Raw genomic sequence first — 15,987 nt, forward strand, 5'->3', positions numbered from 1 at the left:
AATCCGTCGAACGCCCCCGGCTGCATCCCAATATCTGGACGTTCCGACTGGCGCGAATGTCGCTCCAATTCACGCTTTACCAATCCGAATAACGCAATGGCTCATTCGATAAAAATGTTACGTACCATTCGTTATGAAAAATTCACACGCGTCATTCGTATTTCCCCCTACATTTACCCGGCGGTCCACAAGCATTCCAACCGCAGTAGCAGGGGTTCCCGTTTATCTTCGTTCAAGGAAATTTCTCATGAAATCCAGCAAGCGCAAGATCTGTCAAGTCCTCGCTCTCGTTGTTTCCGGTCTGGGCGCCACGGCCGCAATGGCCGCGGACATCCACGGCGGCGGTTCGTCGCTCGTCGCCCCGACCATCGGCGCGATCGGCAATACCGCGACCGAAATCGGCCTGTTCGGCACCGCCGAAGGCTCGTTCACGTACTACTCGGTTGGCTCGGGCGCCGGCCAGAACGCATTCCTGAACAACCAGCCGACGTTCTTCGGCTCGACGGTTACGGGCACGGTCCACTTCGCGAACAGCGATGCGGCGCTGTCGACCGCCCAGCTCACGTCGTACAAGGCCGGCCTTGGCGCGACCAACGGCCCGCTGATCCAGATCCCGTACATCGTCACGCCGATCACGGTGCCGGTCGTCAACGGCCCGGCCGTCACGAGCACGACGACGCCGCAAACGACGCCGGGTCAAGCGCACAGCATCGCGCTGAACGACAACGACCTGTGCGGCATCTTCTCGGGCAAGCTGACCGACTGGAACCAGGTCATCAACCCGCAAACGGGCTCGGCGTACACGACGACCAGCTCGCCGATCAAGGTCGTCTACCGTTCGGACGGCAGCGGCACGACCGAACTGCTGACCCGCCACCTGGCAGCTGTCTGCTCGAGCGCCAATACGGCCACGGGTGTAACGTTCGTCGATTCGCTGACGTTCACGGCTTCTTTCCCGGGCGGCGTACCGGCAAACTTCACGCCCGCTTCGGGTAGCGGTGGCGTCCGTTCGCAACTGGTGAGCTATCAGTCGGCCGGTACGGCTGCTGTCGCTTACCTGAGCCCGGACTACACGAACACGTTCCTGGCTCCGCAAAGCACGGTCGTGACGCCGGCCAGCGCATTCCAGATCCCGGTTGCTAGCCTCGTGAACGCGACGAACGGCGTGTACTACGCACCGACGTATGCGAACGCAACGACGGCGCTCAGCACGGCTACCGTGCCGAGCAGCCAAGCTCGCGCCGCCAATCAGGCCAACTGGGTGCCGAACGTCGGCAATCCGGGTTCGGGCTATCCGGTTTCGGGCACCAGCCAGATCATCCTGAGCCAGTGCTATGCGGATTCGTCGGTCAAGACCGCCGTGCACGACTTCCTGAACGCTCACTTCACGAATGCCAGCTTTGCGTCGATCGTTCACGGCAACGGCTTCGATACCGTGTCGTCGAACTTCCAGAACGCGATTTCGGCCGACTTCCTGAGCAACACGAGCGGCTATAACCTCGACATCGGCAACACGGGCGTCTGCACGGGCTCGGTGACCGGTCGTTAAGCGGTTGGCGGACCGCAAGGTCCGTCGCCGACCAGACTGCGCCCCCGGGTAACCGCGGGCGCAGTTTTCTTTTGTATTCAGGACATGCCCGAAATGTCCGGCTCCTTGGCGTCTGGCTGCCTACGGACATCGTCGCCCTGCCCGCAGAGAGAATCTCATCATGCGGCTTTTTCAATGCAAACTTTGCCAAATCATCACCCTGGCGCTTTCCGGCGTTGGTGCCACAACCGCGATGGCCACACCGAATCTCCAAGGTGGTGGCTCGTCGCGCCGCTCATCGGTATGATTGGCAACGCTTCGTCTGAAATTGGACTGTTTGGTACTGCAGAAGGTACATTCACGTATTACTCGGCCGGTCCGGGTATTGGCGGGAACGCGTTTGTCGCCAACCAGCCGACCTACCTCGCCGCAAATCTCACGTGAACGGTTGATTTTGCGAATGTCGACATAACGCTACTCGACGCGGATATCAAAGCATATTCAACCGGACTCGGTGCGACCAACGGACCACTGATTCAGATTCCGTACGTCGTTGCCCCTATCACGATCCCGATAGTTAATGGACCAATCGTGACCAGCACGACGACGCCGCAAACAACGCCCAACCAAGCCCACAGCGTCGCGCTGAACGACGATGACCTCTGCGGTATTTTCTCGGGCAAACTCTCGAACTGGAATCAGGTGACCAATCCCGAAACAGGTTCGCCGTACACTCTCAATGCGCCTATCACGGTCGTCTATCTTCCGAGAGGGGACGAAGGCACGAACAAGATGTTGAGCCGCCATCTGGCATCTGTTTGTACACAGTCCAATACGGCCGTAGGTGTCACGTTCGTCGAGTCGATCATGTTCGCTGCTTCATTCCCGAACGCCCATGTCCCGAACAACTTCGTCAGTGCGGCGGGAAGCGGCGACCTACGCCGTGCTCTCTTGTCATCCCAAGGTGCCGCGATCGGTTACCTGAGTCCTGCCTATGCGAATACGTTCCTTGCTGCTTCTAGCTCGGTCGTAACTGAATCAGGCGCAGCGCAATTACCAGTGGCGAGCCTTCTGAATTCAATCGATGGAAAATACTACGCCCCGACCCATGCAAATGCGACGGTGGCGTTCGGTACGGCGGCAGCACCGGACAATAAAGTCACTGCAACCAATCCGGCAGCCTGGGTGCCCAACATCGGCAACCCGCCCGCCGGATATCCGCTTTCGTTCACGAGCCAGATCATTGTGAGTCAATGTTACTCAAATCCGACCGTTATATTAGCGATGCGCGATTTCCTGAGCATTCACTACACGAATGTCAATTTTGCGTCGCTTATTCAAGGTAATGGTTTCGGCACGATCCCGTCGAATTTTCAGTCGGCCATTTCGAACACATTCCTTAGTAACGTCAACGGCTATAACCTTGACATTGGTAATGCGAGTGTCTGTTCTGGCCAGGTGACCGGTCGCTAAGCTGTCTTCGGAAAACCTTTTGACGTTATGACTCGGTTCTTGGAACTCGACGCGTCGAACGCTTCGCCCCCCCGGTGATCCGCGTTAGCGTTACTCACCCCGTTTCCTGCCGATATGAAAACGAGCCATCAGCCCATCTGGCGGCTCGCTTCGTCTTCACTTGTCAAATCTTGCCCAACCGTGCACGCTCCTCGGCCGTGAGAACCGCCCTCTGCGACGGCCCCGCCTGACCAAACCCGAGAATCGACACCGAACTCGACGCGTCGTAGCCTACCTGCTGTTTGTGCTTCTTCCCGCCGTCCCCCCCCGCATCGCCGAACCCCTCGACCTGCACCGAGATCGTCCAGCGACGTGACGACACACCGGATGCGTTGTTCTTGGCCATATCCTGGGCGACCTGGGTCGCAGCCGATGCGGCTGCACTCGCAGCCGTGAGCGCGCCGGTATTCACCGCCTGCACGAGCGGAATGCCACTCGCCTTGCCGGTTACCTGGATATTGTCCGCGTTCACGACGCGCAGTGCCGCGACGTTCAGGTTGCCGGCACGAATACCCGCATCGCCCGCATCGACCGTACCGCGCGGTGCAATCAGGTTGATCGTGCCGAGCGGTACGCCCGGAACGCTCTGCAGTGTCGCGATACCCGCGCCGGTGACTTGCCCGCGTGCATCGACCGTGCAGTAGTGGTTCGCATCGCAAACATATTGCGGGGCCGGCGTATCGGCTGACGATTTCGCACCCTTGCCCGCGTTGATATCGCCGTTCGAGCTCCAGATCGTCATGTCTCCGCCCTGCTCGGTGAAGATCCGGCTCTGCGCGAGCAGCACGCTACGATCCGTGAAGATATCGATATCCCCCTGTTCGAGCGTGAGAATCCCCATCGTCCCGGGCCCGGCGATCACTTTGCCGCTGGCATCGATGATCTGCGGCGGCGCAGAAGTGCTGCCGATCAACGCCTGCCCACCAGGGCCGAGGATCGTGACGTTGCCGCCCTGCTGGGTCTGGATGGTCGTGCTGCGAATGTCCAGATCGCCCGTGTCGAGCATCTTGTTCGAACCGTTGCTGCCTCCGCCGAGATTGTTGGCCGTGTATCCCATCGAGGCGGGGAACATCGTATTGATGGCCTCGTATCCGCGCGCATATTTCTGATAGTAAGGACTGGCGGGATTGTTGTAGTCCTCGCCGACCGCAGTCAGCACCTTGAACAGCACCTGCTCGGCAAACAGTTGCTGGACATATTGCGGTAGCGCCCTGAATTTCGACCATGCTTCGTCCGCGCTCAACGGCTTGACCGCCGGCTGATCGTTGACCAGCCCCGAATCGACCGAGAGTCCGGCCTCGTATTGCTCCATGAACGTGATGAGCGCCGGCGTCGCACTGGAAACACCGGCGACCGACTTCGCCGGATCGACATACGTCGAGATGAACGACGCAGTGTCGATGCCCGGCCCCACACCGAACAACACATTGACGCTCGCGCTTTCATGCGGCAAATACGGATTGTTTGCGTTGCCGATTGCGTCGATGCCGGTTGGAAGCCCGGAGACATAACTCCCGCTGCCCAGGCTCAAATAAGCTTGAGCCTGACTCGTCAACGGTCCGATGTTCCTGCCGGCTTCGACATCGAACGTGCCCGGACCGCCGAGCACCAACGCGGGTATGACGGCGCTCGTCGAACGAATGAGCGGTGTATCGTAAATATCCCGCCCTGCCACGATGCGGGTCACGTCCGACTTGCGCAGGTTCTGCCCCATGAACGAGAGATTGACGATGTCACGGCCAGCCTGGATCAATGCGGCCTTGTCGATCGCGACGGGCACCAGACCGCTGTACAAGCCGGCATAGGCGCCGGTCGTCTGCAGCATGCCATCGACAATATCGCCGTTCAAACTGTAGATCCGTGCGGGTACGACATCGCCGCCGTGCAGGGCAACCGGATCATGCGCTGCCGCGGTTGCGAGCGCCGGATTCACGACGAAGACATTCGGCTCGACGGGTGAAGGCATCGCGGAAGGATCGACATCGAGCATACCGAACACCGGCCGCCCATCGGAAGCCAATCCATTGATGCTCGACAGATTGACCGACTGGTCCGCGATCAGACTCAGATTGCCCGACGCCGATGGATACAGCTCACCGCTCGCCGCTACCGTAATGCCACCGGTGAATGCGGTCAGATTCACCGAGGCTGGCAGAATGGACGACAGGTCGACCCTGCCGGGTGTCTGCGTTGCGGTTGCACCGCCGCCAATCAGGTCGACCGCCGCGAGCGTGCCGATCGCCACGTCACCTGTCGTCGACGAGATATTGACGGCCGACGTCGACGAATACCCCTGCATGTCGGCTTGCTGGCGGTATGCGGCAAGCAACGTGTTGTTCTGCACATATGACGGATCGAATACGCGCCCAATGCTGGCGCCTTGTCGCGCATTCACGTTGAGTACGCCGTCCTGCGTCGCCAGCAACGTATCCACCGTGACGGGCGGTTGACCGTCAAGTTGCGCGGGCGCGGTAACGTCCGATCCGATCTTCCCGCCGGCCGCAATGGTTCCGGTTCCTTTGGCGACGAAAAAGCCGCCGCTCAGAATGTCTCCGCCAGCCCGCACCGACAGGTTGCCGCCGCCAACCGTATTGACGGTCGGCGTGTCTGTCCGAGTTCCGGTCAGCCACCATGTGGTCGGCAACGACACCGACAGGTCCGAAATATTTCCTCCAGCCGATACGGACACATTCCCGCCCGCACTTAATACACCTTGATCGAATGCGCCGAAGTTGATCGACGTCTGGACGGTCTGCATTACGGGATTGGTGGCACCGACCAGCCCTGTCGGATTGCCGATCTGCATCCACTGCCACCAGAACTGACTGATATTGGCGCCCTTCTGACCGGTCACCGCGCCGTTTGTGTCGGTCAGGTATTCAGCGCCAGTGATGTCGCCCTGCGCGCGAATCGTGATGTCACCGGCTGAATCGGGGTTGACGGCCGGCGTAACGAGAATGTCCTGATAGCCGGTTCCGGCATGTACGATCGCCAACGTCGGCCCCCCCGAAGGCGCGGACGCCACCGGCGCCCCCGCCGTGTAAATCACGCCCGGCACGGTCACATCCGCATCGTTCGCTTGTGCCGCGGCAGCATTGAACAATGCAATGCCGTTACCCGCTGCCACGTCGATGGCTCCAGTACCGGTACGAAGCATCGTGGGCGCGAGCACGGCGAAACCGCTGCTGTCGACATACGTGGCGTGCCCATCGAAGACAACGCTCTTGCCGTCCGTCTTTCCGCCTGCCGGCAGAGCCTGAAGCGCGAGCGGATTCGTGCTGTTCAGATCCGCACCCGCCACTACCCGGAACGAACTGCTCGCGCCGCCCGCTAGCGATGCAGACTGCAGCGGAATTGGATTGATAGCAACGGGCGTAGGCGACGGTGAGTTGTCGGTCACCGCCGGAAGGCTGATCGTGGGTGTCGTGATGACGGAAACAGGCTGGACGGCCGGTGCCGCTAGCACGTCCACCAGAGGATTCTTGCCGCTCTGAATCTTGAATTGCACCGAGTCGGCGAGGTATTTCTGATACTGATTCAGATAAATCAGGTACGAGCCCGGATTCGCGGCCTGCTCGGCGGCCGATGGGGCAACCGGGCCCTTCGGCTGCCCTGTTACAACCGAACCGTTGCCGTTGATTCTCAACTTGTAGACGATACCGATATTGTTGTAATTCGGATCGTAGTTCAGTGCCGACGAAAGACTGGTCGCCTTCTGGTCGAGAAAGTTCGCGTACGCCATGTAGAGTGCGTAGTACTCAGCGACCTCGTCAGGCGTACCGCCTGCCGGCACTCCCGGGGCGAATGCGACATTCTTTGACGCGTAGTACCAGATTCCATAGCCGTAGACTGCGTTGTAACCCGACGGCAGCTTGAAGATGGCATCGGCTTCACCCGAGGTCGACAACGGCGGCACCGCAATCGTCCCCCCACCGCCCAGCGGGTTCGCGATCTGGAAGAACCCGTCCGACAGGCTCGCGTTCACCTTGACATTGTTCTCGGCGCGCAGCGTCACGACCGGCGCCTGCCCGTCGAAGCGGAACGCGAGATTCGTCGGCGATGCACCCGCGCCAAGGTTCCAGTTCGTCAGCACCTGGATGTCACCGCCATTGATTGCGGAACTCGGGTTGTCGAGCTCGATTCCGGGCACGATGCGCGTATTCGCAATGTTCTTGCCGGCAAACGGATCGACCAGCGTATCGAGTCCGTGCTGCACGAACCCCATCAGCGTACCCGGCGCCGCCGTCGAGGCATCGCCGTTCTGATATCCGTAGAAAGTCTGGTGATCCGTATTCGCACCGTTGCTCGCCGGTGCGAAATACATGTTGTTCAGTCCGCCGAACCCGATCGCGCTATTGCCCCCCTGAAGCTGCGCCTGCGTGACGGTCGCCGTTGCACCCGTCGCCTGGTTCGTCAGCGTGCCACCGCCTGAACCGTCCGGCGCGAACGAAAACGTCGCCGGCGTGCCGGACGTGCCCTGCGCGGTAAACGTGCCTGCCAGCAAATATCCGCTACGGTCATACCATCCAGCCGGATCGATAACGCCATCGAAGTGCTTCGCGCCCGTCGTCGCATCCGTCGTGCTCCATACGGCATATGCCTCGAGCGAAGTCGCACGCGAGCCGACAATTCCTTTGCCGTCGTTGAATGCTTCGGGTAGGTTGATCTTCACACCGCTGTCGATCAGCAGCGGCGCACGGAAATTCACCGTGCCACCCGACAAACCGCCGGCGGTCCCACCCGACACGTCGATCAGCGCATTCGCGCCGAGCGTAATCGTGCCGGCATTCGCGCGCAAAACATTCTCGTAGCCGTAAGTCGTGTTGTATGCGATCGAATCGCCATTTGCATCGACGATCGTCGGGTCGAATAGCGCTGCTGTGCCAATGTTGACTTTGCCGCCTCGCTGGTGCGGGTCCGAACCGCGCGCCAGCAACGCACCTTCGACATCCACGCCGTTGCGGCCATACAAATCGATCGCACCGCCTGCCTTGCCGGATGCGTCGATCGTCCCAAGCACATTCACGTTGCCGTTCGCCGTATCGGCCGAGCTACCCGATCCGCCGTCGGCCGTCAGCAGCACTGAATTCGCGCTCAGCGTGTTGCCCTGCGACAGCGTCAGGTTGCCCGTCTTCGTACGGATCGCGATCGACTGGTTCACGCCGCTAGAAGCGAGCGTCTTCGACAACGCGTCGAGGTCGGCCGCGCCACCGGTATTCAGCGAGAACGAGCCGCCCGCAATGCCGCTCGCCGCAGCGCCCTTGATCGTGCCGTTCAGGTTCACGACCTGCTGCGGCGCCGAGAGCGACAAGCTGCCTGCCGCGCCACCGCCGCTGGCCCCCGAGAAATCAAGCGTTGAGCCGGCCTGTACGTCAACGGTGCCGGCATCGGCCGTCAGCGTAATCGACCCGGCCGGCGCGTAACGCATCACGTCGAAGAACTGCTTCGATACGCCCGCCGAACTGACCGTCGATCCATTGCCGATCGTCAGGTTGCCGCTCGTCGCTTCGAGCGTCACGTTGCCCGCCGGCGCACTGATCGTCGCGCCGTTGTCGGCAACCGTGCCGCCGATGAAGATCAAAGCGCCGCCAACCGCGCCGCGCGTCAGCGGCGTACCCGACGCACCATTGAGCGTCAACGTGCCCGTCGTCTTCACCGCGGCAGCCGAGCTCGTATCCGCCAGGTAGACTGGCGCATTCAGCGTCACCGGCAGCGCACCGAAGTCGAATGTTCCGGTTCCTTGCCCGACTACGCCACCGGTCGCATTCATCGCCGCCGAGCCGAAACCGCTCGCCGTCTTCGTGCCGCTGCCAAAGTCGATCTCCTGCGCATTGACCGTCAGCGTGCCGCTCCCGACCGTCGTCGTGCCGGGCGTGGCACCCATCTCGTTCGTGAACGCGACCTTCTGCGCATTCAGCGTCACGTGCCCGCCATCGCTCGTGAACATGCCCGCGCTCAGATCGATGCTGTTGCCGAATGTCGCGTTCACGTCGCCGATGAAACCGATTGCGCCGTAGCTGCGCAGCGTCACCTGCTGAGCGTTCGCGAACTGGGCGAGACCGGCCGGATCGACCACGAAGCCCGGCAGGCCGGCCGCCGCGCTACCGCTCGCGTTCGTGAACGTAATTGCCGAGCCGTCGGCGGTAATCGCCTTGGCGGAGAGCGCCGCAGATGGATCGACCTTCAGGTTGCCGGACGAGTCGAGCAGCAACGCCTGGCCACCCGCGAGCGTCGCGCCCGCGCCAACCGTCAGCAGGCCCATGCCAGTGCCACCCGTGCGTGCGAGCGGTACCATCGCGCCGTTGGACACGCGCAGCAGCGCGCCATCGCCGGCGATCGTGATCGGCTGATCCTTGGCTGCCGGGTAATCGCCCTGCGCGGCAATCGATGCACCGGCGTCGACGCGCAATCCGTTCGCTGCGTTCGGATCGCCGTTGCTGGCGTCCGTCTTTGTGACCAGCAGAATCTCGGGACCCTTCAGCGGCGTGCTCCCGTCGTTCGACACGACGACGCTATTCGCGATCGGCGTGATCATGACACCGCTCGACGTCGCCGAACGCGTGCCGCCGATCAGCAGGCTGCCTGCGGTCAGCGAATCAAGCGCATCGCTACCGATCTGCAGATAACCTGGCAGCGCCGCAGCACCGTTGCCGGTGATCTGGATGTCCTGCGACGCGATGTCGACCTCGGCCGGCGCACCGCCCGCGCCGGCGGACGCATTCAGTGTCGCGCCGAGCGTCAGCGCCTTGGTTGCGGCCAGCACCAGTTGGCCACCGTCTACCGGCAACGGCGGTGTCACGTTGCCCTTGGTCGAAGCGAGTTTCGTGAAATACGCATTCGCGCCGGTCAGCGTGTACTGCGAATATTGCTGCCACACGCTGTTCGATTGCACGTTGAACAGCGTCGGTGTCGCGCTGCGGCTGCCCGTCAGCGCATCGGCAAAGTAGCCGGCCGTCACGACCGTGCCATCCGGCAACACCTGGCTCGCGCCCGGCGCGACATTGCCTGCGATGTTCGACACCGTGACGCGATACGCGCCCGGCACTGTCGCGTACTTTCCCGGCAGCAGCGTGTAATAGCCGGCCGGCAGCCCCGGTACGCCCGACAGATACACGGCCTTGCCGACCGCATCGTTCATACCGGCCTGGGCGACGCCGAGCGCCGCCGTGGCGGTCGTTGCCGTGCCGTTCGCATTGGTCGAAGGCTGCACCGTTTGCGCGAACGTCGGGTCATAAGCCGCGACCGGCGATTGCTTGCCCGGCAGAATCGCATAGACGTTGCCGGCTCCGGCATTGACCGGCACCGCCGTCCCGCCCTTGCCGCCCGCGTAGCTCACGTTGTATTGCGACAGCACATCACGCGTACCGCCCGTGCCCGGCACCCATTCGGCCGCCTGCAGGTCGCCCCCACCCGACAGGTCGATCGTCGCCCCCTTGTCGAGCGCGACGTTGCCGGCGTTCACCCCCACGTATTTCGCAGGCGGCGCGGTCAAGTCGGGCGTCGTGTTGCCGGCGACAGGATTGAACTGCCACTCGACCCCGTCGACCGTCGTGCCATACGGAATCACGTTGCCCTGGTTTGAGACCGACGTCACGCTCCCGCTTGCCAGCTTGACCGATTCCGTCGCAACGAGCGGCAGCCCGCCGAATTGCGCCTGCGTCGCCGCATTCGACGGATCGCCGACGCCGAACACGAGCGTGCCGGACGGCGCACGCACCGTGCCGCCTTGCACGATGTGCGTTGCGTCCACGAACAACGTCCCGCCCGCGGACAGCGGCGTGCCCGATGCGCCGTTCGACGAGAACGTAACCGTCGTGGGTGCGGGTTTGCCGTTTGCCGGATCGATCGGGCCAACTGCATCGACGACGAACGTACTGCCGGTCGACGGGTACAGATCGGCCGCCTTGAAGGTCAGGTCGCCCGGCGTATAAAGCATGCCGGGCGTCAGGCCCGGTGTCTGCGTCTGGCTGACGTTCGTCGAACTCAAGCGGATGTCGCCGCTGCTCGTGAAGTTCGCTCGGCCAAAATTGTTGAGCTGAACCTGATTCATCAGGTCGATGAACGACGCGTTCACGGTTAGCGTCGCATTCGACATCGCCGGGACCGGCGTGAATTTTGGCGCCGACGGCCGAATCATCGGCCCCGACAACGCGACGTACGGCGCGTTGATTTCCACTGCCGCGCCGAGCGGCGCTTGCGGCGCCTGTGCCAGCACGGTATTGACGACCGGCACGATCGTGCCGTCAGGCTTGCGCACCGGCGTCGACAGCAGCGTCGACAACTGTCCCATGTCGACGGCTGCAAGTCGCCCCGCATTCAAAGTCACCGACTCCGGAAGCGACAACGTCACGTTGCCCGCGAACAGGATCGGTGTCGGCGACACGCCGTTCAGATCAGGCGGCGTGGCCGTACCGAGCACCAGGTTCGCAATGCCGGACCCGGTCAACCTGTCCGCCGCAAACTGCAGCACACCGTTCGGCTGGCCGATCGGCAACCCGGTCGTCGGATCGATCGCCGACGTGAAATCCTGTCCGGGCGTCAACCCCGTGGGCACGAGTGTTCCGCCTTGCCGCACGACCAACGCCGTACCGCTCGCGCCGTCATTCTGATGCGGCAGTATCGTCAGCGTGCCGCCGCGCGCCTGGGTCGCGCCCGGACGCCCCACCAGCGTTGCGTCGGCAAACAATCCGTTCGCCGCCGAAAGTGTGATCGATCCCGCATCGCTCCATACCGGTTGCGACGCGTATCCCCCATTTGCCTGCAACTGGTCGAAATTCGCCGAGGTACCGGACACATCGATTTTCGAGCCTGCCTGCGCAACCACGTAGCCCGTATCGCTCGACATCGTCACCGAACCGCCTGGGAGCACCTTTCCCGCGTTCGGCACGACCGTCGTCCCACCCATCTTGACCGGCGCCGCGAGCGGATTGGCCAATGCCGTACCCGACACGTCCAGTGAAGCATCCGCGCCGAGCCACACCGATTGGCTCGAGCTTCTGAAACCACTGTTGAACTGGCCCGCCTGTGCATACGTGCCGTTCCCGTCCGCGCTCAGCGTGATCGACCCGCCCGGTGCAATGATCGAGCCGAGTACCGTGACCTGCGCCGGCGAGCCAAGGCCAACGCTTGCACCGGCGTCCGTGTGAATCGACGCTCCTTCCGACAGCGTGACCGCGCCGGTGACGCCCGGATAGGTGGGCGCCGCGCCGGCCGGGCTGCGCCACGACGTATCGTTGCCGGCCGTCAGGACAAGATTCGTTGCCTGCCTGTGATAGGCATCGAGCTGGCCAATCGTGGTCAGCCCCCCCGCCGACAGGTTCGCACCCGTGCCCGCCTGCTGAAGCGCGAGCATGTCTGGAATACGGTTCAATTGCGTGACGGCAACCGACGCGCCGGGTGCGACCGTCGTGTCGTAGAACGCATTCAGCACATACTTGCCAAAGCCCTGCCTCGCGAAGAAGGTTTCCGGGAGATAGATATCCCACGGCGACGCTGCGGCCTCTGCACCGCCGATCCGGAATCCGAGCGCCTGCAGCGTCAGCGTTCCTCCCCCCGAAAACCCTTCGCTCAGGATCGTGCCGCCCAGTGCGATCGTGCCGGCCGTCGGCTGTGCGGTCGGCAGGGTCGGCGCGCCGTCCGACGCGCCAAACTGCTTCAGAGGTGTCGCGGAATACGCCTGCAACGTCACGTTCCCGCCTCGTCCGGCAGGCACGCCGTTCTGCATCAGCATCTGCCCGTTCGACAGCAGGTCGCCGCCGCTTGACACGTCCAGTACGCTACCGGGCTGCAGCAGCACCGAACCCGAGGTATCGCCGAACAACCCGCCGCCGACGACGTTCGATCCAAGCAGCGCAGACAGCGTAATGCTGCCGCCGTTGATGAACTGGCTGTTTCCGGGTGTCGTGCCCGGTGCCGCTTGCACATCGTTGTTCACCCACTGCCCTGCCGCGCTGATCCCGCCCTGCGGGCCGACGATCACGTTGCCACCGCTCGTGATCGAGATCGATCCCGACGGCACGGACAACCGCCCGGCCACGTTGACGTCGGTACCCGGCACCGGGCTGTTCAAGGTAATGGACCCACCCGGTTGCAGGTTCAGCTGCGTGCCCTGCGGAACCACTACCCCCTTGCCGCCGACCTTGTCCTCGGTGACGTTCAGGTTCGCGAAACCGCCGTTATTCAGCGTCGCGACCGGTACCACGGTGGTCGTGAGCACGTTGCGCGGATCGTTCGCGGGCAGCGCCTGCAGTGCCGTCTTGTCGAGCGGCGTATCGATCGAGAATCCCGGCGCGATGTCGGCGAGCTTCGGCGCATTGTCCTGCAGCACAACCAGGCCCGCCGTGCCAGACGCGACGTCACTGTTGTTCGACGTCAGGTGCACCAGCGCGGCGCCGTCGAGCTTCGGATCGGCGCCGAGGTTGAACGTCCCGCCGCTCGGCAGGCTGTTGCCCTGCATCTGCTTCGCACCACCGAACGCGTGCGCGCTGATGTCGCCGTCGAGCACCGTGGACTGCAGCCCGTAGATATCGAGCGTGCCTGCGTTCCCGCCGACGATGTAGTCGCCCTGATAGCCGCCCATCGTCAGCAGCGGGTTGTACCACGTCTTCGTCACGCCCCAGCGCGGATGCGATTCGACGAACTGCCCCGCGATGCCGACGTACGTGTCGTACGGGCTCGCCTGTCCGATCGGCACGAGCGCGCCGTTGGCGCCGACGAGCCGCGTCGTGTTGACGATCCCGCCGTCGTAATGCACGTAGCCGCCGTTCAGGTTCATCGACGAACCGGTCGCGGTCATCACCTCGTTGCCCGACAGCGTGATCGAGCCGCCATTGGTCAACAACTGGTCGACCGTGCGCGGAATCAGGTTCACATAACCCGACAGATTCAGGATCGGGCTGCCGACCCATTGCACGCCGTCGCTGCGCGTGCCCGTCAGCGTGCTGTCGAACACGAGATTCTTGTACCCGAGCAGGAAGCCGTTGCGCAGCAGCGGCGAATCGGCGAGTTCGTTCTGGCCGATGCGGTCGACCGTCACGAGCGTCTGCCCGATCGGCACCTCGACGTTCGCGAGGCCCGACACGTCGATCGTCGCGCCGGTGTCGACATAAATCCGGCCTGGCACGGCGGTCTGGCCGGCCGGCGCTTGCGCGCCCGATGCCGAAGGCGTCAGCGCCGCAACAGATACTTTCGAACCGGGCGCCTCGATCAGCGAACCGCCCTGGAACCACACCGAGCCGGCCGTCATGCCGATGCTGCCCGGCGTGAAGGTCGCGCCGGGCGTCGACGGCGTCGTCTGGCCATTGCCGTCCGGCATTACCGTGGTCACCGAATCCGGGCCGAAGCTCAACAGGCCGGCGCGGTGCGTGTCGTTGGCGCCACCGGTACCGTCCGTCGTCTGAAGCGATTGACCGAGATAGGCCGCCCCGGTTGGATTGTTGGAAAAATATTCGTCGACCGTGGAAATCGTGATCGTGCCGGGCGAATTGACGCTCGTCGTCACGCCCACCACGCCATTCTGCGCGACGCGGCTGCCGAGCAGATTCACATTGCCGCGCGCGGCCTCGACGATGCCGGTATTGGTCAGCGTACCGGCCGGCGTGATGTCGGTCATCTGGCCATTCGGGCCGAGCAGCGTGATCTTTCCGCTCAGCTCCGGCAGCAGCACCTGCGGATTCGTCGTGGCGCCGCTGTTGGGCCGCAGGCTTACCCCGACGCCGGCCGCCAGCACCACCTGCCCGTCCGTCGCCTTGATATGCCCCGCGTTCGTCACGTTCGGTGCGGCGATCATCACGAAGCCGCCATCGCTCGCGTTGCCGTTCGCGTGCGTGGTAATCGACGCGCCCTGTTCGATCGTGACGTCACCCCACGGTTGATACTGGCTCGCGGAGGTAAGGTTGACCTGGTTGCCCAGACCGAGCACCTCGTTCGGAAGCCTGCTGTTGCCGTTCAACCCGCCCGAGCTGCCCGACTCCGGATACGCGAGCCCGCCCGTCGTCCCGGCCGGCAGGCTCAGGAACTGTTTGTTGCTCGCGACGATCCCCGCCGCATCCTGCGCGAGACTGTTGTCCGTCACAACCGGCACCCGGTTCTGCAGGGTCTGGTTGTAGTTGTTCATGTTCAGCACGTCGAGCGACGACGCCACCAGCGAATGCACGTTCACCTGCGACCCGGCGCCGAACAGCACGCCGTTCCGGTTGATCACATACACCGCCCCCTGCGCGGTGATGTTCCCCAGAATCTGACTCGGCCTGCCGCTCGGATCGTTGATCCGGTTCAGCACGGCCCAGTTGTTCGCGCCGTTCGTCTGCGTGCCGCCCGACTGATCGAAGTTCAGCGTCGTCTGCCGGCCGACGTTCATCGTCTCCCACGTCAGCACCGCGTTCTGCCCGGTCTGCTTGACGTCGACGTTCACGTGGCCGCTCGCGTCGACGTTCTGCGTCGGCGCGTTCGCATTGACCCACAGCACCGGATTGTTCGTATCGCCCGACGCGCCCGCCGCCACCTGCAGCCCGCCCGGCGCCAGCCCGTTCGGCACGGTCGACGGCAGCTTCGCCGCCGCGGCCGCCGCATTCTGCTGCGCCGCGATCTGCGCGGCGATCGCATGTGCCGCATTCCCGAGGTTGCGGATCGACGGCTGGCTCGCCTGCAGCGCCTGCTGCGGCGACACGCCGAGATTCGGCATCCCCGGCACGCCGCCGACACCGCCCGCGCCGCCGCCCGCGGGGCTCGCGGCCACGTGACCGAGGTTCATGATGCCCGCCGCATGCGCATGGGCGGACACGCCCGCCGCGAGCATCAGCACGACCGCCCGGTAAAGCGGGCTCAGCTCCGATTTCAGGACCGACCGCGAGGCCGTTGCGCGAAGTTGTCGTTCCGTACGTGCGCGTGCTGCCATTCTTGCCACCCCGATGCTAGGAATTTGCGTGCGGCGCCGGTCCGGCACCGTA

Annotated in this window: 3 protein-coding genes; 2 read left to right on the forward strand and 1 reads right to left on the reverse strand. The window is 63.5% G+C overall.

Annotated elements, in window-relative coordinates; translation table 11 throughout:
- The first annotated feature begins 247 nt into the window (after nucleotides 1-247).
- Entirely contained in the window at nucleotides 248-1,549 is a 1,302-nt protein-coding gene (locus LXE91_RS20260; protein ID WP_039344045.1) for a substrate-binding domain-containing protein, read from the forward strand.
- A 468-nt stretch (nucleotides 1,550-2,017) separates the two neighbouring features.
- Nucleotides 2,018-3,001, forward strand: coding sequence for a substrate-binding domain-containing protein (locus LXE91_RS20265; protein ID WP_306461303.1), 984 nt, complete (start codon nucleotides 2,018-2,020; stop codon nucleotides 2,999-3,001).
- A 163-nt stretch (nucleotides 3,002-3,164) separates the two neighbouring features.
- Here LXE91_RS20265 and LXE91_RS20270 read toward each other — a convergent pair whose 3' ends face one another.
- A complete protein-coding gene (locus LXE91_RS20270; protein ID WP_082139572.1) occupies nucleotides 3,165-15,935 on the reverse strand; it encodes a filamentous haemagglutinin family protein in 12,771 nt (4,256 codons plus the stop codon).
- Nucleotides 15,936-15,987 lie beyond the last annotated feature (52 nt).

The organism is Burkholderia contaminans, assembly GCF_029633825.1.
GTDB classification, from domain to species: Bacteria; Pseudomonadota; Gammaproteobacteria; order Burkholderiales; family Burkholderiaceae; genus Burkholderia; species Burkholderia contaminans.